Origin of the sequence: Clostridium sp. RTP31139st1_H3_RTP31139_211217 (assembly GCF_040227035.1) — a bacterium.
Classification (GTDB): domain Bacteria; phylum Bacillota; class Clostridia; order Clostridiales; family Clostridiaceae; genus Clostridium; species Clostridium saudiense.
Window position 1 is genome coordinate 78,223 of the sequence record NZ_JBCOAB010000001.1, and the last position, 24,372, is coordinate 102,594.

Below are 24,372 nucleotides of genomic sequence, written 5' to 3' on the forward strand. Positions count from 1 at the left end.
TTAATTTAATCGTAGCCATATCCCTCCCAACTAAAATTTAATATTATAAATAACTATTTAGCTTTTGCTGCAACTTAAAAATCTCTTCTTTTGCATTTGGGTAATCTGGGTCAATTTCTAATACTTTATTAAAGTAACTTATTGCAATTCTATATTTACCAATTTCTTTGAATATAAGTGCGCATTGATAATATGAAAATGCTATATTTTCATTATTATTGATTATAAAATTATAATCATTTAATGCTAGATTGTATTCAAAAATACACCTATAAATATATGCTCTTAAATAATAACTATCTAAATCTTTATAATTAAAAGAGATTGCTTCATTAATTAATTCTAAAGCAAAATTAAAATTATCTTTATTTAATTCATTCAGTGAAAGTAAGTAAAAAGCCTTACATTTTATTTCATTATTTTCTTCATTAGAGTCATTAATATTTATTAATAAATTTTTAATTAAATCTTCAGCCTCTTCTCCTCTATTTAATTTTATTAAGGCCTCACATTTGCATAATACAATTTCACTATCATTGATTTTGTATTTGTTTGCTTCATTAGAAACCATCAATACTTCTTCATTTTCTTGATTATCTAATAATATTTTCATTTTAATAATATAAGGAGCACTAATGTATGGGCAAAGATTAATGCATCTATTAGCAGAATCCAATGCTTCTTTTAAATATCCTAAATTATATAATGATTCAGCTCTAAAACTGTAAATAAGTGAATCATTTTTATCTACTTCTATACCAATATCACTTAATTCTAAACATTCTTCATATTTACCTAACTTAATTAATGTATTGCACTTACAATTTATATAATAGATATTATTAGGCATTAAGTTCAAAACTTTATCAAAGAATTTAAGTGCCTCATCATATCTTTTTAATTTTGAATATATTCGACCAAGTTTATTGTATATACTGATAAGCTCAATTTCATTATTTTTAGTTTTTTTGTTTTTTAAAAGTTCATGAAAATATTTTAATGCAGTATCATAAGATCCCATATCAAAGTATGAGTTGCCTAAAATATCATACTTTTGAATAATTTCACTTCTATCATTACACTTAATTTTCAAAACTAAATTTATGGCTTTTTCATAATTGAAATTTTCATAATAGCACCAAGCTAATTTAAATTTTAATTTATTATTATCTGGGTTTGTTTTTAACTGATTATCTAGCTTATCAATCAAAAGGCTATTTATATATGAAACTCTTTCTCGAAGATAATCATAATATGGATCAATATTAATTAAATCAATAAATATATTCTTAGATTTTTCTAATTCACCAAGTTCTAAAAGTACATCAGCAAGTCCTACTTTTGCATTAAAATTATTTGGAGAAATATCTAAGCAGTGCTCATATAATTCTTTAGCATGTTTATAATTCTTTTCCACCCATTTTAATTCTGCTGCATAATAATTTATAGCCATATCATTTGGATAATTTTTTAGTAAATTAGAAATTATATTTTTTGAAATAGTGTAATCTCCTAAAGCCATATGATATCTACACTGAAGCAAATCAAAATATGGATGATATATGTTAAAACTTTGTAATTGCTCTAAATATGTTTTAACTACTTCTATGTTATTATTGTTTAGCTCCTGTATTGTATTAAAATATAAATTAATCCATGAATCATAATCTTTATTATCTTCAACTTTAAAAAGGTAATAATTTATAATATCATTGTTTTCAATTCTATCAATAATAAAATCAATATATTCTTTTGGAAATTGTTCATAAAGTTCTTTTTTTCTTTCATTTATTTCGAAATGTGAATCAATTAATCTCCATACTTCGCATGGAATATTAATATTATTAATTAAATATTGAAGTAATTTTTCACAGGCCACATCTTTAGTTTCTAAAGAAAAACTTATATCTTCATTGAGTAATTTATTCCATTCATTTATGTCTATTCTTAATGAAAATGACTTATAAATAGTTTTAACTTTTTCAATCCATTTTTCTAAGTCAGAATTATCCTCATCAATATTTTCATTTTTAGCATATTCAAGAGCTTTTTCATATGCAGCTCTTAGAATTTTAAAGCCTTCTGGATTATCTTCTGGATTTACTTTGGTTAACAAATCGAAATACCTATCTTTTATTAAGGACTTATCTTTAGTTTTATCTATTCCTAAAACCATCCAAGTATCCATTTTTCCTCCTATATTATGATTTAACTACCATATTATATAATATGTAATAATAATTGGATTATTATCTCAAAGCAAAAATAATTTATATAAAAAATAAGCTGAGACTTATAAATCTCAGCTTATTTAAAATGGTTATTTTTTAATTTCAAGTTTATTATTACAAGATTTCGCTTGAGAGCATCCGGAACAATGACATCCACAACTCTTATTATTCTTAACTATTTTTCTAATAGCTAAAATTAATAGCACTAAAACTATTCCACCAATAATAAAGTTTGCCATACTATTCACTTCCTTAATGAGTATAATAAATTATCTTAGTTGGCATTTGTTACTTTTTTCTTGCTTTTTATATCTCTACCTGATAATACTGCTATAGAAATTGCGAATACTGCAATTAAAACAGAACCAATTGCACCAATTAAGCTACCAGTACCTAAAATAAAACTACCTATTTGATTAATCATTAAAGCAACAATATAAGCAGTAAGTGTTTGGAATCCTATAGTAATCCACATCCATTTCCATGATCCCATTTCTCTTCTAATTGCACCTATAGCTGCAAAACAAGGAGCATTTAACATGTTAAATGCAATAAATGCTAATCCACTAGCAGCTGTAAACATTGATCCTATTTGAGTTAATAATACAGGAGTATCTTCTGCTGCTTCTGCTATTCCAAATAATACTCCAAAGGTACCAACTACATTTTCTTTAGCAACAAAGCCTGTTAATGTTGAAACTGCTGATTGCCAATTTCCAAATCCAAGTGGTGCAAATATAGGGGCTATTACTTTTCCTATGCTTGCAAGAATACTATCTTGAGCATCTACCATTTGTAATGTCCAGCTAAATGAACTTGTAAACCAAATTACTGCACAAGCTACAAATATAATTGTTCCTGCCTTAACAATAAAGGCTTTTGCTCTGTCCCACATATGAAGTATTACACCTTTAAAACTTGGAATATGGTATTGTGGTAGTTCCATTACAAAAGGAGCAGGTTCACCTTTAAACACTTTTGTTTTATTTAATATAATTCCACAAATTATAATCATGAAAATTCCTAAGAAATATACAGAAGGCGCTACCCATGATGCTCCTCCAAATATTGCCCCAGCAAATAAGGCAATTATAGGAAGCTTTGCTCCACAAGGAATAAATGTTGTAAGCATTATTGTAATTCTTCTATCTTTATCATTTTCCATTGTTCTAGTAGCCATTATACCAGGAACCCCACAACCAGAACTTATAAGAACTGGAATAAATGATTTTCCAGAAAGACCAAACTTACGGAAAATTCTATCCATAATAAAAGCTATTCTAGCCATATAACCACAATCTTCTAATATCGCTAATAAGAAAAATAATAACATAATTTGAGGAACAAATCCTAATACAGCACCAACACCGCCTATTATTCCGTCATTAATTAATCCTTGTAACCAAGGTGCAGTTCCTATATTTTCTAAAAATGCAGCTACATTTTCTCCAATAATTTCACCAAATAGCGTATCATTAGTCCAATCAGTAAGTATTGCTCCTAATGAACTAACAGAAATATAGTAAACTCCCCACATTATTAAAGCGAAAATAGGTAATGCAAGTATTCTATTTGTAACAACCTTATCAATTTTATCTGAAATTGTATGCTTAGAGTTATCTTTTTTCTTTATAATCTTTGAAACAATAGAACCTATGAATTCATATCTTTCTGCTGTAATTATACCTTCAGCATCATCATCAAACTCTTTTTCACATTTACTAATGATATTTTCAATTTTATTATTTACTTCATTACTAATAGTTACTTTTTCTAATAAGTTGCTATCTCTTTCAAAAAGTTTTATTGCCATCCAATTATCGTTAATATCGCTTTTTTTCAATTTTTCACTGCTTATTAATGCTTTTATTTCATTAAGTGCAGATTTTACTTCTTGAGAAAAATTCATATTAAAATTATTAGAAGTTTTATTTTTAGCTATTTCAATTGCTTTTAAAGCAACTTCTTTAGTTCCAGTTCCTTTTAAGGCACTAGTCTTAATTACTGGACACCCTAAAATTTGTGATATTTTATCTAAATTTATAATATCACCACGTTTTTCAACTACATCAATCATATTTAATGCAATAACCGTTGGTATACCTAATTCTAATATTTGAGTTGTTAAATATAAATTTCTTTCAATGTTTGAAGCATCAATTATATTTATAATTGCATCTGGTTTATCATCAATCATAAAGTTTCTTGTTACTACCTCTTCTAGAGTATATGGTGATAAAGAATAAACTCCCGGCAAATCTACAATCTCAACATCATTATACCCCTTTAATTTACCAACCTTTTTTTCAACTGTTACTCCTGGCCAATTACCTACATATTGCTTTGCACCTGTAAGATTATTAAACATTGTTGTTTTACCGCAATTTGGATTACCAGCTAATCCAATTTTAATTGACATAGTTTTTCCCCCTTATTTGTTCAATTATATAATTACTCAATTACAATCATTTCTGCATCAAATTTTCTAAGTGATAACTCATATCCTCTTATATTAATTTCAATTGGATCACCTAATGGAGCAACTTTACGAACATAAATTTCACTTCCTTTAGTTATTCCCATATCCATTATCCTTCTACGAATTGGACCTGCACCTTCTACTTTTTTAACTTTTACTGTTTGTCCACATTTAACATCCTTTAATGTAGTCATATTTAATCCCCCTAAACTAAGATTCTACTAGCCATTCCCTTATCTAGTGCTATTCTAGCTCCTTTAATATTTACAATTAAATTTCCACCTAAATCAGATACTATTGTTATTCCTTCTCCAATTACAAAACCTAAGCTATTAAGAAATTTTTTTGTTTCAGCATTGCCTGTTATTTTTTTTATCGTTACTTCTTGTCCTACTTGAGATAAAATTAAAGACATTTCTACACCTTCTTTTATTGATAATGATTATCATTGTTTATAATTACATTATATCCTTTTTTTAGAATTTGTAAATATATTTAGAAGAATTTCTAAATATTTTTATAAACAAATCTAAATATAATAAAAAAGAACCACAAATAATCAACTTATATTATTTGTGGTTCTCTAAATTTATATTTGTAATTAATGTAAGGTATAATTATTTGAAATCAAGATAAGTTGTATTTTCAGGTACTCCTGTTATTGAAGCATTATACCCTTCATCTAATGAATTAATCGCGTTCATATCTTCAGTAGAAAGTTCAAAATCAAAAATATCTAAGTTTTCTTTTATTCTTCCTTCATTTGAAGACTTAGGTATAGGAATTACCTCTCTTTGTATATGCCATCTTAATGTTATTTGTGCTATAGATTTCTTATATTTTTCTGCTAATTTTAACATTAACTCATTAGTAAATAACTTCCCTCTCATAATTGGGCTCCAAGCAACAAGTTGAATATTATTTTCCTCACAGTATCTTAGCATATCATTTTTAGAACTTTGAGGATGTACTTCTACTTGATTTACCATAGGCATTATTTCAGCAGTTTTCTTTAATTCCTCTAAATGTCCTATCTTGAAATTACATACTCCTATAGTTTTCACTTTACCTATTTTATAAAGATACTCAAAGGCCTTCCATGTTTCAGAATTTAGTTTATTTGGCCAATGAATTAGATATAAATCTAAATAATCAACTTGTAATCTTTCTAAAGATTTGTTAAATGCTTCGATTGTTTTATCATATCCATGATCATCATTCCAAAGTTTGGTAACTAAAAATAAGTCTTCCCTTTTAATTCCACTTTCTTTTATACCATTACCAATTCCAACTTCATTTCCATAAAATGAAGCAGTATCTATTTGTCTATATCCAGCTTCTAATGCGTACTTAACAATTTTAGCTGTTTCTTCATCACTTCCAGATTTATATGTTCCAAATCCTATAGATGGCATATTTACACCATTACTTAATACTTTAAAATTTTTTATCATTTTACATAACCTACCTTTCAACTTCTATTAATCTTACTTTATCTTCACTTGCAACAATAGCTTTTGTTGCTATATTATAAAATAAAGAGGTATCTAAAACTCCAACTATCTTTTTTAAATTATCATTTAGCAATGAAATATCTTTTATATCATCTTTATTAAACTCAACATCCATCAAATATAAACCATTATCACTTATAGTAATACCATCTTTTGAAGGGCTTGTTCTCATTTTAGGTATTCCTCCTAAGTTTTTAACTTCCTTTTCAACAAGAGCCTTACTTTCTGGAAGAATTTCTAATACAATTGGATATTTAAACTCTAATCTTTTTACAACCTTACTTTCATCTACAAGTAAAATATAATCATCTGCCATAGTTGCAATTATTTTTTCCTTTGTATGTATTCCGCCACCACTTTTTAAAGCTATAAGATTTTCATCTACTTCATCACAACCATCAAATGCAACAGATATTTTATTAACTGACCATGTTGGAAGAACTTTTAATCCATTTTCTATACAAAGACTAGCGGTTTTAAAAGATGGTGTTACTACTTCAATATTTAAACCTGCTTCTTTTATAAAAGATATAAGGTATGAAATAGTACTTCCACCACCTAAACCTATAATGGTATTGTCTTTAATATATCTCAATGCTTCATTTGCACATCTTTTCTTCATTAATTTCACTCCTATAATTAAATTTTACTATCTGCAATAGATTGCTCATGTTTACTTAAATTTTTGTAAACATCAGGTTTTCCTACTGTTAAGAATAAATATAATATTTCTATTACAGTCATGGCAGATATTCGTGAAAAATAATATTCTTCCAAAAATAATTTTTCACGTGTTGCAGTTTTAATATGATAATCTGAAATTTTAGCAATTGGGGAATTATTGCTGTTTGTAATAGAGACAATATAAGCCTCCTTAGCTTTTGCAGCTTCAATTACATCAATTAGTCTTTTAGATGATCCTGAATTTGATATTATTATAACAACATCACCTTTTGATAAATTAAATGTATAAGCTATTTGCGTTTCCCATATTGGATTTGTAACAGAAGGTATCCCAATTTGATTGAATTTATAACATCCATCAAGCGCTACAGGTATTGTATTTCCTACAGCAGCAAACTGTACATTTCGAGCATTTCTAATTAAATTTAATATTTCACTTAATTCTTTTTCATCTATCATAGAAACTGTTTGTTTTAATTCTTCAACTTTATTAGCTAATATATTACTTAATGATTCTTTTATATTACTTTCACTTACATCACCTGAAATTTTCACATCATCTTTTTTAGATTCAACAAGTTCTCTTGCTAAAGTTATTTTTAAATGATGAAATCCTTTCATATGACATTTCTTACAAAACCTCGTAACTGTTGCATCACTTGCTCCAGCAGATTCTGCTAATTCTGAGATTGTCATATCAATTACTTTTTGCGTATTGTTAACAATATAATCAGCTATTTTCTTTTCAGCTTCATAAAAGTTATTATATTCAGCAAAAATTATGTCAATTACAGATTTATTTTTTTTCATGGTATGTCCTCCTTTCTATAGATAACTCCATTAATTAAAATATAACAACAAAAATTAATTTTGTAAATAATTGATTGTGCGAAAATAATTTTCGTGTTAAAAAAATAAAATACTATCATCAATATTATGATGATAGCACTTTATTTTTTTTCTATTATTTATGCTATTTACGCTATTACTAAAGATTCAACCTCTTCGAAATCATTAGCAGTTACAACAAGTATATCTTTAGGCTTTATTACTGTATTACCATTTGGTACTATTACTTTATCATTTCGCTTAATCATAACTATTAATATATCTTTATTTATATTTGAATCTTTTATTGATTTATTAGCAATACTACTATCACTATTTACAGAAATCTCTACTAAATTTGTACTTTTTCCTTCTTTATAATATTCAAAATTGGCAAGAGTATTACCTGATAGGACTAAAGTATCTCCGGGTAAAATTACTGTTGATCCATTAGGAACTAATACATCGCCTTTACGTTTTATCATAACAACTAGTATATCTTCAGGAATATTTGAGTCCATAATACTTTTATTTGCAATAGGACTATTTTCACTAATTGTGAATTCTATCAATTTAGTACTTTTATTTTCCTTATAGTCGTTAAAAGTTTTTAAAACAGATTGATCATCATCTATTAAGTCAAGCTTTCTTGCCACCTTTGGAATAAGTGTCCCTTGAACTGATACTGAAAATAATGCTATAAAGAATATTATGTGAAATATATCCTAATTTATATGAACATCATATGTTACAGCAAATATTGCAAAAACAATTGATGCTGCACCTCTTATTCCTACCCATGATATAAAAAGTTGCTCTTTAATAGGAACTTTAAACCAGCTTAATATGCTGAATGTTGCAATAGGTCTTGCTATTAAAATCATAAATATTGATATTGATATTCCTTTAAACATAACTGATGGCATTTGTGATGGAAATGCTAATAATCCAAGTAAGAAGAATAATAAAATTTGCATTAACCATGATACTCCATCAAAGAATTGGAAAATACTCTTTTTATGAGGTATTTTACTATTTCCAATTATTATACCTGTTATATAAACACTTAGGTATCCATTACCACCAAAATATTCACTTAATGAATAAGCGAGTATAGCTATTGCAGTAATGAAAATAGGATAAAAACCTTCTATCTCAAACATTACATTTCTTAATAAATAAACTGATAGTTTTGCCAATACTATTGAAGCTAGAATTCCTACGATGATTTGATTTAATAGCATTGGAACTATTGATCCATATCCTTGATTTGACATTAATCCTAAAATAATAATTGTAAGCATATATGCAAAAGGATCATTGCTACCACTTTCTATTTCTAATATAGAAGCTATTGATCCCTTTAAATTCAACTTTTGTGAACGTAATATTGCAAAGACAGCAGCTGCATCTGTGGATGCAATTACAGCTCCTATTAGTAAACCCTCTAATAAGGAGGTTTTAAAAACTATTGAAGAAAATAATCCAGTTAAACCAGCAGTTATAACAACACCTAATGATGACATAAGTATTGATTGAACTGCTATAGGCTTGGCCATCTTCCAATTAGTACCGAATCCACCATAGAACATAATAAATATTAATGCTATAGAACATATATCACTTGCAAGTTCATAATTATCAAAGTATATACCTACAATTCCATCTGAACCAAAAAGCATTCCTAGTACTATAAATATTAAAAGTATAGGAACTCCAAATTTATATAATATTTTTGTAGATGTTATACAGATTAATAAAACTAATGAGCAAATAATCATTAAACTTATCATATTTCATTCCCTTTTTGCTAAAATTTATATTTTTTCATCTTTATAGCACTATAATTTGGTAATATCATCAATGATAACCAATGTTAAATTTAAGTAAAATTTAATCACTAATTATTTAATAATACTAATTTAGGATTTGGAAATTAACTAGTATTCTTAAATAAATACATATTTTACTTTTAAATATTTAAAAAAGGGCTTCAATGAACTGCTTATTTATTTTGCATAAATCAGTTCAAAGAGCCCTTTTGGTATGATTACTTTTATATTATTTATTTTCTGCTCTAGATTTTAAATCAGACACTATTTCGTCGAATTCTTTATCTAAATTATAGAATTTTAAGATAATTAGTACTAAAGCATAAATTACTATTGGAACTATTACATATACTAATCGAATTGAAAAAATTGCTGAAGAGGACTGTGTTGCTGATTGAGCCATATATCCACCAATTGCAAGTATCCATCCTAGTACTGCTGAACCAAGTCCATTACCAACCTTATATCCAAAGCTTGCAGCACTATTAGCTAATCCTTCTGTTCTATATCCTGTTTTCCATTCTCCATACTCAATTGTATCAGATAACATAGCCCACATAGTAGCACCAGAACAAGCATTACCAATACCACGAATTATGCTTGAAATCATAACTGTAGCATAACCAATTCCAGGAATAGCAATCATTATTGTTCCTAGTATTGTTATAATGAAACCAATTGCCATTACATTTCTCTTTCCTAATTTTTTAACAAAGCCAGCAATTAAGAACATGCAAATTATTTGAGAAATATTCATAACTGAGTTAATAGTATCAGCTAAGTAAATATCACCTAATATAAATTCTGTATAGAATGTTGTTGAACCATAAGTTAAAGCCATACCAATAAATAAAAGTAAAAGGATTAATGTAACTTGTATCCAGTATTTATTCTTAAATAAGGCCTTAAATCCTTCTTTTATTGGAATTTCATTAGCTTTTTCAGCATTTGCTGCAACTACTCTTTCTTTAGTTCCATAAAAAGTTATAAGGAATGCTATTAAAGATAAAGCTCCTAATAATACAAATGTTTTAGTCCAAGCACTTGCATTGTTACCAAAAAAGGTAACCAATCTTAATGTACAAGAGTTTATTATTAAAGTACCAGCTGTTGCTAATAAATTTCTATAAACACTTAAAACTGATCTTTCATAAGGATTTTGTGTCATTAAAGCATTTAATGTTGAATATGGTACGTTTATTGCTGTATATATTACAGTAGATACTAAATTATAAGTTATGAATACGTAAACAAGCTTTGCAGCAGTTCCCCATGAAGTTGGAACAGCAAATAATAATATTCCTGATACAGCAAATGGTATTGCCATTCTTAAAATCCAAGGCCTTGCTTTACCATGTTTTGATTTAGTTCTATCAACTATGATTCCCATTATAAGATCACTTACACCATCAAATAATCTAGATATTAACATTATTGTACCAACTGCTGCAGCACTTACGCCAGCATAATCTACATAGTATTTTAATAAAAACACTGACATTGCAGTATAAATTATATTACAACCAAAATCTCCGCATCCATATGCAAAACGCTCAAATATTGATAACCCTTTGTTTGTTGATTTTTTATTTTCCATTACTCCTTGCATAACTCTCAAACCTACCTTTTATATATTTTACTCTACATTTTTTGATTCATCAGCTTTATAATCAAAGAAATCAAAATCTGCATAATGTTTATGAAGAACTCTATCTGCACAAGTAATTCCTACAAATGTACCTGTAAATTCACCATATTTACAATACTCATCAGAGAATTTAGTTGTATCAAATACTTTACCTATTCTTTCGTAATTTTCACCATTATAAGACCATTCAAAGTATGAACTTCTTCCATTAATTTTTAATCTAAAATAAATAGGAGAATCATCTACTTTTACTCTAGTATTAATAAACTCTGTCTTTTCACCATTTTCTAAATGAATTATTGAAATAGCACTACTATTTAAAGTATCACTATAATATTTTCTTAAATAAATGTAATTCATATTATCATAATACATTATTAATCCAGCACTATGTTGATGTACTTCAGGCTTAAATTCCATCTTTGTTGTTATAGTTGCATATACAGAAGTTAACTTTCTAGCTAATATACTAACTTTATTTAAGGAGCATCTAGATTCTTGTCCCCTTATTCTAACATAACCTGGTCTAGATTTTACATCTGCAAATGAAGTTGGCATAATTCTTGGTGAATAATATTGTATTCCAAGTTCCCCGCTATCAAAATCATCAAAGCTAGGAATTTGGGGTAATTTATATTCTGGAAGTTTACTTTCTTCAATAAACTCTTTTGCTAAATTAGAGCCATCAGCCATTCTTAACCACCCATCATCTGTCCAAATCATCTTCTGAATAGCTGTTTCACGCCCTAGAGTACATCTTAACTCTGGAACAAATGGTCTTGCTGTAAGATGAACTAAATATACTTCACCTAACTGTGTCTCAACATAGCTACCATGACCAGATTTTTGTAAAATAGATTCTGGATTATAGTATTTGGGTTTTAAATGATCCGGATCATGTCTTTCATAAAAATCCCCTGGTATTGATGTTACTATTGGGTTAGTAGGATCACCTTCATATGGGCCCCAGACATTTTTTGATCTTCCCATAGTAACACTGTGTCCATAGCCTGTCCCACCTTCAGCGCACATTATATAATAATACTCTCCACGTTTTGTTAAGTGTGGAGCTTCAATACATCCTCTATTAGTTCCACCACTCCAAATTCGTTTTGGATATCCTATAATTTCTTTCTTTTCAGGGCAATATTCAACCATACAAATTGCACCTGGTTTTTCGTATCCTTCTCTAGTTTCCCATTCTAATGAAACTATATATTTTCTACCATCATCATCATGTAAAATTGATGCATCAAACCCTGATGAATGTATATATACAGGTTCACTCCAAGGACCTTCTATATTTTTTGATGTTATTACAAAATTATCAACATCAAAATACCTAGCATTCATGGAATTCATCACTCCATACACTACATAAAATAAATCTTCTTTTTCACAATAAGTTAAGCAAGGGGCCCAAATCCCCTTTGCTGAAGGTAATTTTTTCAAATCTACAGATGTATCATTTGTTAAAACATGAGTTAATAGCTCCCAATTTTTTAAATCTTTCGAATGATATACAGGAATTCCTGGAAACCACTCAAAAGAAGAGACAGCCATATAATAATCATCACCTTTTCTACAAATACATGGATCTGGATTAAATCCAGGCAAAATAGGATTTCTAATCATATTATTTCTCCTTTTATTAATATAATTTTTTTAATAGTTCATAATTTATCTTGTACTAACATTAATTACTTTATATAATGTCAGTACTTTATAATGTCTAATTTTTTTCAATAGGATACCAATCTTGTGCTACACATTTTCCTAAGTCCCAACTATCCCAACCAATCCATCCTGGTTCATTAACTGTATCTAAAAGTAATTTATAATTCCAATAAAAATGTCCACTTCCTTTTTTCCAGGCATTTAATTGAGCTTTAGCAATAGTACTATATAATTCTTTCTTTTCATCAGAAGAAAGAATTTCCGTATTTGCTTCTACACCATTTAATGGAGATTGTCCTCCTTTGGTATCTACTCCTGTACCATAAGAATTAAATAAACTCCACTCTCCACAAATTACTGGGAAATATTTTTGCATTTCTTCAACATCTTTTTCAAAATTTTCTTGAATATATTTCACATAAGCTTCAAGATTTTTTTCACAACCGTTAGCTTCTGCAACCATTAAGTATTGATGTGTATCTAAAACAACATTTTTAAACTCTTCTTCTCTCATAAAATCTTTCCATGATTTTAAATCGAAACCATCATGAAATACTACAGCTTTATCTTCTGGCATATGCTTACGCATAACCCTATAAGCATCAATATAAAAACTACGTAAAAACTTTAATGAAATAGGACCACTTCCTTTAGCCATTTCTTCATCAACTGGCTTATACCTATTTTGGATATCAAATAAATCCCACATCTTTTCTGTTATAGGCTCGTTTAATATTTGTATTCCATAAAGACCTTTTCTTTTTCCGTATCTTTCTGCTAACCTTTCTAATAAGCTCAAGGTAAATTGAACACTTTCAGGTTGTTTGGCCCACTTACATACTCCTGATATCCCACCATTGTCAAACCCATTTTGGCTACCTGGAACAGTATGCAAATCGATTAGAATACTTAATTCATACTTTTCAGCCCAATTAAAAGCCTTGTCTAACTCTTCTATACACCCTATAAAAGGTTTACAATCACCAAAAATAAAATAAGGAACTGGAATACGAACTGCATTAAGTCCAAAAGATTTTATAGTGGCAAAATCTCTTTCAGTTATATACTCGCTACGATGAATTTTTATTCTAGATTCATATACATCTTGAGGTAAACTTCTTGGAAGATAATACTCATCTTCTGCATCTGTTCCATAAAATAATGTTGGACTCATCCACTTTTCTAATACTAACCAATTTCCTAAATTAACTCCATTTATATACATAAGTATTCCCCCTCATATTACAATCAATAATATGTCTATATTGATTTATTTATAATATCATATATTATTCAACCAATGAATAAAATAATGTTTTTCACTTGGTATGCTTATATTGTATACTTTTACATTGTGTTATAAAAGTATCATTATTGTCTAATTTATTAGTCAATATTATCTTTTTTATAAATTGAATTAATAAGAATATTAACATATAATTTAATAAAGGGAGGTTATAACTATGGCTATAAAAGGATTTACTCATGAAATTATACAACCTACAGAAAATTTAGATGTTTATATTGAATTGTTTAATGATGAAGGACGATATGTATCAAGTCATTGGCATAATTCCATTGAAATAATATATCTTACATCTGGAACATTACAATTAGATATTGGTGAATATAAATATAATTTAAAAGAAGATGACTGCATATTAATTAACTCAGGGGTTGTTCATTCAACTCATTCAATTGAGGGAAATACATCTATTATGATTCAAATTCCAACTGCTTTATTAAATAAATATATTCCAAACTATAAAAACTTTTATTTTGATGTTTATTCAAATACAAAGAATGAAGAATATTTAAAGAAAGCTAATAACTTAAAATATATATTGAAAGAAATGGAATCAATAGAAAAGTCACCTTCAGATGCTGGTAGATTAAAATTTACAAGTTTAGTATTTGAACTGCTTTATGAACTATATACAAATTTTAGAACAACTCTTGGTTCTAAGCAAATACAACATAGCAGCTCATCACTTTCAAGATTTGAACCTATATTAGAATACACTAAACTAAACTATAATAAAGCTATTTCTATTCAAGAAATAGCTAATGTTGCACACTTGCAACCAGAATATTTTTGTAGAAAATTTAAGCAATATATGGGACAAACATTTTTAGAATATTTAAATGAAATACGACTTGCACACATATATAAGGATTTAATTAATACTAATAATCCACTTTGTGATATATTAGAAACACACGGATTTACAAATACTAAATTATTTTATAAAACATTTAAGATGAAATTCAATTGTACACCTAAAGAAGTTAGAAAAACAATGAAAAAAGATGATTTCAAATAGAAATCATCTTTTTATTAATTATTCTTTGTATGCACCTTGTAAGTAAACTGTACCTAATACAGAAACTTGGATACCCTTAACATTTTCATTCCAACCCATAACAGTTGTATAGTAGTAAATTGGAAGTATAGGCATATCATCCATTAAGATATCTTCTGCTTCTCTTAATTGTTCTTTTCTCTTATCTGGATCTGTTTCTACTTTTGCTGCAGCAATTAAAGCATCGTATTCTGGATTGCTGTAACCTGAATCATTGTTACCACCACCAGTTACAAATAAATCTAAGAATGTCATTGGATCACTATAATCACCTATCCAACCTTGTCTTGCAATTTCATATCCACCTTGTTGTCTAGTATTTAAGAATACAGCCCATTCTTGGTTAGCTAATTCAATATTGATACCAATCTTAGCTAGGTTTTCTTGAAGTATTTGGCAGATATCTTTATGAGCACCTTCTGAGTTATACATTAATTCTATTGTAGGAAGACCTTCACCATTTTCATAGCCAGCTTCTTTTAATAATTCTTTAGCTTTTTCTATATTTCCATCCATGTCAGAAGGATCATAATATTCTTTATCTGCGAATTCAGTACCATCTGGATTATAGATACCTTCTGGTACAAAGCTATAAGCTGCAACTTGTTCAGCTTTACCAACATTATCAATAATTTCTTGTCTGTCAATTGCTAAATTAATAGCTTGTCTTACTAATTTATTACTTAATGCTGTTTTTACATCTTCCGCCATATCATCTTGCTTACCAACGTTAATACCAAAATAATATGTTCCTAATTTAGGTGAAACATGAACTAAACCAGCTTCTTGACCAGGTTCAATTTCATTTGTTGGAACAGAGTTAACAACATCAAAGTTTCCTGCTTGTAATTCTGAGTATGCTGTAGTGTCATCAGTTACAAGTTTAAAAGTTAATTTATCTAATTTAATACTATCCTTATTCCAATAATTTTCATTTTTTTCGAATACTAATTGATCTTTCATATCCCATTGAACTAATTTAAATGCACCATTAGTTACATAAGTTTCAGGTTTTGTAGCCCATCCTTCTGGATCAGCACTAACAATATCTTCTCTTAATGGAGCATATGTTGGAAATGCTAATAATTGAGGGAAGTATGTTGTTGGAGCTTCTAAAGTTACTTCTAAAGTATAATCATCAATAACATTAATTCCTAATTCATCAGCAGTTGCTTCACCATTATAGTATTTTTCAGCATTTTTAATATAATATAATTGATAAGCATATTCTGCAGCATTTTCCTTAGTAAGCGCTCTTACCCAAGAGTACTTAAAGTTATCAGCTACAACTGGTTCCCCATCTGACCATTTACCATCTTTTCTTAACTTAATAGTATATACTAAACCATCATCTGATACTTCAACACTTTCTGCTGCACCTTCAACTGCATTATCATTTTCATCAAGTGTCATAATACATTCAAAAGCATTAAGAATAACTGTTGATGCTTCTGAAGCAGTATTAATTGTAGGATCGATTGTTTCTGGATCAGCTCCTAAATTAAATACTAATTCCTGTTTAACTGTATCACTGGCATTACTATTACCTTTGCTTGAAGTACTACCATCATTTGAGCTTCCACAGCCAATGAATAAGGTTGTACTAATTGTTGCTGCCATTATAACAGCACATAGTTTTTTTAGTTTTGAACTTTTCATCTTAAATTTGCCCCCTTTGTAATATATATAAACTGCTTTAAGCAATTTATCCTATTAGAATTATGAATTATATCAATTAAAAACTAATAGCAAACTTTTTGTATAATTATAAATATATTGATTTAATTAGTCATAATTTAAATACCAAGTATTAACTATTTAATTATTTATTGTTAATTAATAATTTAATTATACTTGCTTTTTTTACTTTGTCAAAACATATCGTTAATATAAGTTATATTTTTTTAATATATTCTTAACTTTTTTCTAAGGTTTTAATCAATTTAATAATATTTTCATTTTAGTTAGTTAACGTTTCCAAGGGCTTGTTTACACGCTTTCAGAAATTAATCTAGGAATATTTATACATTATTTTAGTAGTAAAATTATAAAAATAATAAATTTCTAATAATTTACTATTCGCAGACAAATTCCAATATTTATACCATTATAGAAAAACATTCCAATCCATATTATTTATCTTTAAATTAAAAAAATCTACAATTTGTTATAAATTATTAGCAAATTGTAGACTATAAATTATTATAATATTTTATTTATATTATCTTTTAAGCTTACTATTATTTCATATGCAAGCTTTACTGTTGCTTCTATATCGGCTTTAGCACAAAAATTATAATGACTATGGACATAACGTGAAGGGATCCCTAATACTAAAACAGGTACAGCCTTATTAAATAAACTTATTTTAGCTGCATTTGTTGATCCACCCCTTCTTACTGCATTTTGAAATTTAATATGTTTTTCTTCGGCTATGTCTTCTGCATACCTGATGAATTTATGATTACCAATATATCCTTGATCTAGATTTCGTATTTGTGTTCCATTTTTTAATACACTTTGAGCTATTCCTTTAGAATAATATAAGTCATCAGCAGGAGATCCTTCAAATACGATAGCTAAGTCAGGCTTTACTACTTGTGAAGTTATTTGAGCTCCCCTAGTGCCAACTTCTTCTTGTGCTGCAAAGGCACCAATTATATCAAAACCTAAGTCTTTTTCTCGTGAAAGAAGCTTTAATGTTTCAATTATGCAAAAACAACCGACTCTATTATCAAAAGCTTTTCCATAACATACTTCTAATTCTTTGTTATAATCGAATTCTACTTTAGGTGCAATTGGATCTCCAACTCGTATATTAAAAGTATTTACTACTTCATCTTTACTAGTTGCACCTACATCTACGTAAATATCTTCAATTTCTAAAGTATTATTAGCTCTTTCTGATGCTGTCATAAAATGTACAGGTTTAGAAGTTGTAATTCCTTTAATAAGTTTACCATCTCTATTTTTTATATATACAGTATGTGCAGGAATATTAGTTATATGCCATCCACCTAATTGTACTATACTTAATAGTCCATTTTCATTAATAGCTTGTACCATAAAACCTACTTCATCAGTATGTGCATCTAACATTATAACAGGTCTTTTTTTGTTGTTATTCTTTAATTCAACATAAACATTATTCATAGCATCTATATTAACATCCATTTCTCTACAATGTTTTTGAATTATTTTAGTAACATCATCTTCAAAACCAGATGGTCCGAATGAATTTGATAACTCCTCAAGAATACTTAAATTAATCACATTAATCCCCCTTTTATATATTTGCAATACAATATAAATTATTACTTTTTTTACATTATACATTTATAAAATAATTTTGTCTATTAACTTTAGTCTTTATTTTACATATTTTACTTTATTATGAGTTTTTTTAAATTATAATATATATTATATATTTGATATTGAGGGGGCTATCCATATGAAAATACCTAAGATCGCAATTGCGGGTGGATTAACTAAAGATTTTAGAGTTGAATTTGCCGGGGATTATTATACAAAAGTGAATAACAATTATCCTAATGCTATATTTAATGCAGGTGGAATACCTATAATTTTGCCATTAATTAATGATATTAATATAATACAAGAACAATTATCATGTTGTGATGGATTATTATTACCAGGTGGCATAGATGTTAATCCTTTATCTTACGAAGAACTTCCTAAGCCTTTACTTGGAAATACTAACTCATTAGTTGATTGGTATCATATAAGCTTAGTTAAAAAGGCATTTGAGATGGATATACCTATTTTAGGAATATGTAGGGGATGTCAAGTTATTAATGTTGCCTTTGGTGGTACACTTTATCAAGATATATCTTATGCAACAGAAACTCAAATTCTTCATAAACAAGATAGTCATTTATCAGAAAGATGTCATCCTATTTTCATTGAAAAAAATAGCTTTATATACGATATATTTGGAAGTAACTATCTAGTTAATAGTGCTCATCATCAATCTGTTAAGCGAATAGCTCCTAATTTTAAAACTACAGCAGTATCTCCAGATGGAATTATTGAAGCAATAGAATTAGTAGATGAAAAAATAGTAATAGGTATACAGTGGCATCCAGAAATGATGGCTTCTAATGACGAAATTACTCTTAAATTATTTAGAAAGTTTATTGATTGTTGTAAATAAAAAAACTCACTGAACCTTTTAGGGTTGAATAAGCCCCTGTCTACTTAACGGGGCTCTTCAATTTCAGTGAGTTTTTTCCATTTATTATTTAGCTATTTTATATGCATTTTTGAAATATACTTTTCCCAGTGCTGTAACAAGTACTCCTTCTACGTCATCATTCCATGCCATAACAGTTGTATAAAAATATACTGGTATAACTGGCATTTCATCCATTAATATATCTTCAGCCTGCCTTAATAACTCTTCTCTTTTTTTAGTATCAGTTTCTACTTTTGCTTCTGCAATAAGAGAGTCATATTCAGAATTACTAAATCCACAATCATTATTTCCTCCGCCTGTTACCCACATATCTAGGAATGTCATAGGATCACTATAATCACCTATCCAGCCGTGTCTAGCAATTTGATACTCTCCATTTTGTCTTGTACTTAAAAATACAGCCCATTCTTGATTTGTTAACTCTACATTAACTCCAATCTTAGCTAAATTTTCTTGAACTATCTGACATACATCTTTATGAGCACCTTCAGTATTGTACATTAATTCAATGGTTGGTAAACCTTCACCATTTTCATAACCAGCTTCCTTCAATAATTCTTTTGCTTTTTCAATATTTCCATCCATATCAGAGGGATCATAATATTCCTTACTTGAGAATTCATTACCATCTGATGTTGTAATACCAAGAGGAACAAAGCTGTAAGCTGCTACTTGATCTGCTTTACCAACATTATCTATTATTTCTTGTCTATCAATTGCTAATGCAAGAGCTTGTCTAACTAATTTGTTACTTAGTGCGTTTTTAACGTTCTCTGACATACTATCTTGTTTACCTACGTTTATAGCAAAAAAGTATGTTCCAAGCTTAGGGAATATTTTCACTAACCCATCATTTTTACCAGGCTCAATTTCATTAGTTGGAACAGAGTTAACAACATCAAAATTACCTGCTTTAAGCTCCGAATAAGCTGTAGTTTCATCTGTTACTAATTTATATGTTATCTTTTCTAATTTTACATTATCTGCATCCCAATAATTATCATTCTTTTCAAAGACTAATTGATCTTTCATATCCCATCGAACTAATTTAAATGGACCATTTCCAATATAAGTATCAGGACTAGTAGCCCATGTATCTGGATTAGCTGTAACTATATCTTCTCTTACTGGAGAATAAGTTTGATGTGCTAATAATTGTGTATAATAAGCTGTTGGAGCTTCTAAGGTAATTTCTAATGTATAATCATCTAAAACCTTTAATCCAACCTCATCAGCTGTTGCTTCACCATTGTAATACTTTTCTCCATTTTTAATATAAAAGAATTGATAACAGTATTCAGCCGCTGTTTCTTTATTTAGACCTCTCATCCATGCATAATAGAAATCATTAGCAGTAACAGGTTCACCATCTGACCATTTTCCATCTTTTCTAAGTTTGAACGTATAAACCAATCCATCATCAGATACTTCATAGCTTTCTGCAGCACCAGGAACAGCCTCATTGTTTTCATTTAACACCATTAAACATTCAAATGCATTAACAATAACATTAGATCCATCAATGGCCGTATTTAACAAAGGATCAATTGTTTGAGGATCGGCACCTAAATTATAAACAATTTCTTGTTTCACCTCATTAGTTATAGTATTTCCGTCAGTTTTTGATTTTTCATTTCCACTACACCCTATAAACAATGTAGTACTCAGCGTCATCGCTAGAATTAATGAAAATATTTTTTTTAGTTTTGAAGTTTTCATAAACTTTGCCCCCTTTAAAAGTAATAATTTAATACTAGTCATCTTATAAAAGTAAATAGTCATATATTTTAAAATCCCCAATACATATAAATTTACTTTATATGTATTATGACTAGATATTACTATAAATGTAAAATAAATTAATTATTTCCTCTATTATAATATTATTTTGGGGCTAAGAGAAGTAAAAATGTAAAATTTGTTTATAAATTTATTAAATATTTAAATTGCTTTATTTAATTTTAGTATATAAATCAACATATTTAGTTCTTTTTATTTACTTTGCTCATTTTATTTAAAGCAGTAATAACTAATGCTGATATAATTACAATCCAAATAAAAAAATTACTAGCACCTAAGAAATTATTTCTTTCTTTCATATAAGTAAGAAAAGCTGAAATCTCAGCTTCTGAAAATATCAAATTTGTTTTAAAAATAATAGTATAAATAAGCATTATTATAATACCAGCTATTAAAGTTTTTATAATTAATAATCTTTTCATCATTTCCCCCAAACAGAATTTTTTCTTATATTAATGTATGTATACAAAAGTATTTATATGTTTAGGATATTAAAAACACATATAACACTATCCTGGTTATATGTGTTTTATAAATTATTTAATTTTCTAATTTGTATTCTCTGTGTAGAACCCAAGTATTATTTTGCCATTTATAGATACAAATATTATCAAACATACAATCAAAACAACAGGGAATCGTATTTACATAATCCCATAATTGCTTATATATTTTTTGTATTTTTTTTGAGCTTAAAGTAACATGAAAAATTTTATCTTTACCTTCATTATTTTTAAAATTTATATATGAAATAGTACTAAGTTTATCTATAAGTTCATCATGTACTTTTTTTGCTTCTTTGGACATATTTACATCCATATATATTACTCTATCATCAAAATGATTATATCCATCTATTTTATAAGGTGTAGCTTTTTCTTTTTTACTTATTTCTTCTATACAATTTTCTAAATCAGTTATATTTTCGTTATATTCAAATGGTGCTTTTATTGTAAAATGTGCAGGTAATTTAGAAGATTTAGCTTTATATTTACTAAAGATATCTTTTCTTAAATTATTATTAAAATCTCCTGCAGGACCTTTTACAATGCTTACAATTACATATCTCATCACTCTATTTCCTTTCTAATTTATTTTTAATATTTATTTTATGTTTTCATCTGTATTTTGTTTTTATTTTATTCTCATTTACGAGTATATTATATAAGAGTCTTGTGCTTATAAGAGAAATAATTTTTAATATATTTTCATATAAATCAATAAAAGAGTATAATATGGAGGAGCTATTATGCCAAATTTAACAACTCATATTAATTTTATAAAGTACCTAACAAATAAAAAATATAATAATTATGATTTAAATTATTTAGTTCTGGGCAGTATTGCTCCAGATTATTATTTTATTTTTAATAATGAAAAAAAAGGTTGCCTTTCTCATTTTGAAGAAACAATTAATGATGAATCTAATTTAGATATATTTAATTCTAAAATACTTAAATTAAACGTAAATCACTTCGAAAAATCATATATTGTTGGGTATTACTCTCACCTTTGGTTAGACAATTATTTTTATAATAATTGCGATAAATTCACTATAATAAATAATAATTTTAGTACTACTTTATTAAGAAAATTTCTTAAAGAAAATATTAAAATATATGATTTAAAATCAACAAGGGAGCTTATTAATTCTATTTCAATATCTCCTAACAATAGTGATTTTAATGATATATTACCTATTAGCTTAAATAAATCAATTCATCTTTTAAATGATCTTAAGTTTAAAAGTTTAATTAGTCCACTTGAATTATCATGCCCAACTGTTATTGAAAATAGTAGTTATAATAAATTTTTATTAGAAGCCGCTAATAGCTTTTATCTTCCTTAAAAAGAATACCAAAAATAAATAAGGCTGCCTTAAAAAGACAACCTTATTTTACACTAATTGTTTTCAAATATTTCTAAGCTTCTATCTAAAATTCCATTTAAGTAAGCTAATACAACTCCATAATTTGTAATGGCTACTTTTTCTTTATTACAAATCTCAATTCTATTAACTATAGTTTTCCTATTAATCATACATCCACCACAGTGAATTATTAAATCATATTTATTAATATCTTCTGGAAAATCATGACCAACTTTGAATTCATAATTAAGTTTAGTACCAACATATTTATTAAGAAGCTTTGGAATTTTAATTCTACCTATATCCTCGTGAGATACATTGTGGGTACAGCTTTCACAAATTAGAATTTTAGAATCTTTATTTAAATCATTTATTTTTCTAGCTCCAGCAACAAATGATTTTAAATCTCCCTTATGATTAGCAAAAAGTATTGAAAAACCTGTTAATTTTATATTTTTAGGAACTATTTCACTTACTTTTTTAAATGCCTGAGAATCAGTTACTACCAAATCAACATCCTGTATATCTTCTAAAGCTGAAGCTAATTCTGTATCTCTAACTACATATGTTTTAATTCCATTATCTAAACAATCTCTAATACATTGAACCTGTGGAAGAATAATTCTCCCCTTTGGTGCTTCTGAATCTATTGGAACTACTAATATGACCTTTCCTCCATATGGAACTAAATTACCTATTATAGGCATTTCATTTTCACTATCTTGTAGCTTTGCTACTAATTCATTTTTAAGTTCATCAATACCTTCTTTACTATAAGTAGATACAAACTTTGCTTCTTTATATTTACTTTTTAATTCATCAAGCTTTGATTTTTCGGTATCTTCTATTTTGTTAATAATCAACATATAAGGCATGTTATATTTTTTAAATTCTAACTTTATTTCTTCATAATCACTATCATCTATATTATTAACGTCCATCACATATAAAGCAAAATCAGTTCTTTTCATCATTTCCTTAGTTTTTTTTATTCTTAGTTTACCAACTTCACTTTTATCATCAAGACCAGCTGTATCTATAAATAAAACTGGCCCTATTGATATTAACTCCATTGCTTTAAATACAGGATCCGTTGTTGTTCCTGCTATTTTTGATACAATTGCAATTTCTTGTCCACAAATACTATTTATTAAAGATGATTTACCTGCATTTGTCTTACCGAATATAGCTACGTGTTTTCTATTAGCATTTGGTGTACTATTCATACTT

General features: G+C 27.6%; 21 protein-coding genes and 1 pseudogene. 3 read left to right on the forward strand and 19 right to left on the reverse strand.

The window, feature by feature from the left end; all coding sequences use genetic code 11:
• Window positions 1-43: 43 nt before the first annotated feature.
• The 13 genes and pseudogenes from ABUA17_RS00440 to ABUA17_RS00500 all read right to left on the reverse strand — a co-directional run bounded on the left by ABUA17_RS00440 (window position 44) and on the right by ABUA17_RS00500 (window position 14,118).
• On the reverse strand, window positions 44-2,188 hold the full coding sequence (locus ABUA17_RS00440; RefSeq protein ID WP_195951171.1) for a tetratricopeptide repeat protein: 2,145 nt from the start codon (window positions 2,186-2,188) through the stop codon (window positions 44-46).
• Between the two features lie 132 nt (window positions 2,189-2,320).
• Window positions 2,321-2,470 carry a FeoB-associated Cys-rich membrane protein gene (locus ABUA17_RS00445; RefSeq protein WP_074431760.1) on the reverse strand — a complete coding sequence of 50 codons (150 nt, stop codon included), beginning with the start codon at window positions 2,468-2,470 and terminating at the stop codon, window positions 2,321-2,323.
• A gap of 35 nt (window positions 2,471-2,505) precedes the next feature.
• Window positions 2,506-4,650 (reverse strand): ferrous iron transport protein B, encoded by a 2,145-nt coding sequence (gene feoB / locus ABUA17_RS00450; protein ID WP_055275987.1) that lies wholly within the window; start codon window positions 4,648-4,650, stop codon window positions 2,506-2,508.
• A gap of 32 nt (window positions 4,651-4,682) precedes the next feature.
• Entirely contained in the window at window positions 4,683-4,904 is a 222-nt protein-coding gene (locus ABUA17_RS00455) for a FeoA family protein (protein WP_042400389.1), read from the reverse strand.
• An 11-nt stretch (window positions 4,905-4,915) separates the two neighbouring features.
• Window positions 4,916-5,125: a FeoA family protein gene (locus tag ABUA17_RS00460; protein WP_042400391.1), complete on the reverse strand. Its 210-nt coding sequence runs from the start codon at window positions 5,123-5,125 to the stop codon at window positions 4,916-4,918.
• A gap of 202 nt (window positions 5,126-5,327) precedes the next feature.
• Window positions 5,328-6,164, reverse strand: coding sequence for an aldo/keto reductase (locus tag ABUA17_RS00465; protein ID WP_195951291.1), 837 nt, complete (start codon window positions 6,162-6,164; stop codon window positions 5,328-5,330).
• A 10-nt stretch (window positions 6,165-6,174) separates the two neighbouring features.
• Entirely contained in the window at window positions 6,175-6,846 is a 672-nt protein-coding gene (gene rpiA / locus ABUA17_RS00470; protein WP_042402214.1) for a ribose 5-phosphate isomerase A, read from the reverse strand.
• Window positions 6,847-6,863: 17 nt separating this feature from the next.
• Complete coding sequence (locus ABUA17_RS00475) at window positions 6,864-7,718, reverse strand: MurR/RpiR family transcriptional regulator (protein ID WP_042402212.1); 855 nt, start codon at window positions 7,716-7,718, stop codon at window positions 6,864-6,866.
• Between the two features lie 167 nt (window positions 7,719-7,885).
• Window positions 7,886-8,083, reverse strand: a complete 198-nt coding sequence (locus ABUA17_RS00480; protein ID WP_242858777.1) for a TrkA C-terminal domain-containing protein — start codon at window positions 8,081-8,083, stop codon at window positions 7,886-7,888.
• 54 nt (window positions 8,084-8,137) lie between these two features.
• Window positions 8,138-9,529, reverse strand: a pseudogene (locus tag ABUA17_RS00485) (potassium/proton antiporter); the annotation flags it as partial.
• Between the two features lie 268 nt (window positions 9,530-9,797).
• Window positions 9,798-11,177: an MFS transporter gene (locus ABUA17_RS00490; protein ID WP_055290859.1), complete on the reverse strand. Its 1,380-nt coding sequence runs from the start codon at window positions 11,175-11,177 to the stop codon at window positions 9,798-9,800.
• A gap of 27 nt (window positions 11,178-11,204) precedes the next feature.
• Window positions 11,205-12,851, reverse strand: coding sequence for a glycoside hydrolase family 43 protein (locus ABUA17_RS00495; RefSeq protein WP_195951289.1), 1,647 nt, complete (start codon window positions 12,849-12,851; stop codon window positions 11,205-11,207).
• Window positions 12,852-12,948: 97 nt separating this feature from the next.
• On the reverse strand, window positions 12,949-14,118 hold the full coding sequence (locus ABUA17_RS00500; protein WP_042402202.1) for a glycoside hydrolase family 5 protein: 1,170 nt from the start codon (window positions 14,116-14,118) through the stop codon (window positions 12,949-12,951).
• A 238-nt stretch (window positions 14,119-14,356) separates the two neighbouring features.
• Here ABUA17_RS00500 and ABUA17_RS00505 point away from each other — a divergent pair, with 238 nt between their 5' ends.
• Window positions 14,357-15,217, forward strand: coding sequence for an AraC family transcriptional regulator (locus tag ABUA17_RS00505; protein WP_042402198.1), 861 nt, complete (start codon window positions 14,357-14,359; stop codon window positions 15,215-15,217).
• Between the two features lie 18 nt (window positions 15,218-15,235).
• Here the strand turns inward: ABUA17_RS00505 and ABUA17_RS00510 are convergent, their stop codons facing one another.
• Both ABUA17_RS00510 and ABUA17_RS00515 read right to left on the reverse strand, forming a co-directional pair.
• Window positions 15,236-16,915 (reverse strand): peptide ABC transporter substrate-binding protein, encoded by a 1,680-nt coding sequence (locus ABUA17_RS00510; protein WP_042402196.1) that lies wholly within the window; start codon window positions 16,913-16,915, stop codon window positions 15,236-15,238.
• Between the two features lie 543 nt (window positions 16,916-17,458).
• Window positions 17,459-18,529, reverse strand: coding sequence for a M42 family metallopeptidase (locus ABUA17_RS00515; protein ID WP_042402192.1), 1,071 nt, complete (start codon window positions 18,527-18,529; stop codon window positions 17,459-17,461).
• Between the two features lie 178 nt (window positions 18,530-18,707).
• On the opposite strand from ABUA17_RS00515, the gene ABUA17_RS00520 reads away from it, so the two are divergent.
• Window positions 18,708-19,430, forward strand: coding sequence for a gamma-glutamyl-gamma-aminobutyrate hydrolase family protein (locus ABUA17_RS00520; protein ID WP_055277758.1), 723 nt, complete (start codon window positions 18,708-18,710; stop codon window positions 19,428-19,430).
• An 84-nt stretch (window positions 19,431-19,514) separates the two neighbouring features.
• Here the strand turns inward: ABUA17_RS00520 and ABUA17_RS00525 are convergent, their stop codons facing one another.
• From ABUA17_RS00525 to ABUA17_RS00535, 3 genes are all read right to left on the reverse strand, one after another.
• Window positions 19,515-21,191, reverse strand: coding sequence for a peptide ABC transporter substrate-binding protein (locus ABUA17_RS00525; protein WP_195952723.1), 1,677 nt, complete (start codon window positions 21,189-21,191; stop codon window positions 19,515-19,517).
• Between the two features lie 263 nt (window positions 21,192-21,454).
• Window positions 21,455-21,694, reverse strand: coding sequence for a hypothetical protein (locus ABUA17_RS00530; protein ID WP_055277760.1), 240 nt, complete (start codon window positions 21,692-21,694; stop codon window positions 21,455-21,457).
• A 118-nt stretch (window positions 21,695-21,812) separates the two neighbouring features.
• Window positions 21,813-22,343: a 2'-5' RNA ligase family protein gene (locus ABUA17_RS00535; RefSeq protein ID WP_042402655.1), complete on the reverse strand. Its 531-nt coding sequence runs from the start codon at window positions 22,341-22,343 to the stop codon at window positions 21,813-21,815.
• Between the two features lie 178 nt (window positions 22,344-22,521).
• Here ABUA17_RS00535 and ABUA17_RS00540 point away from each other — a divergent pair, with 178 nt between their 5' ends.
• Window positions 22,522-23,121, forward strand: a complete 600-nt coding sequence (locus ABUA17_RS00540; protein WP_042402658.1) for a hypothetical protein — start codon at window positions 22,522-22,524, stop codon at window positions 23,119-23,121.
• 53 nt (window positions 23,122-23,174) lie between these two features.
• On the opposite strand, the gene hydF is transcribed toward ABUA17_RS00540, so the two are convergent.
• Window positions 23,175-24,368, reverse strand: coding sequence for a [FeFe] hydrogenase H-cluster maturation GTPase HydF (hydF, locus tag ABUA17_RS00545; protein ID WP_055290865.1), 1,194 nt, complete (start codon window positions 24,366-24,368; stop codon window positions 23,175-23,177).
• Between the last annotated feature and the right edge of the window lie 4 nt (window positions 24,369-24,372).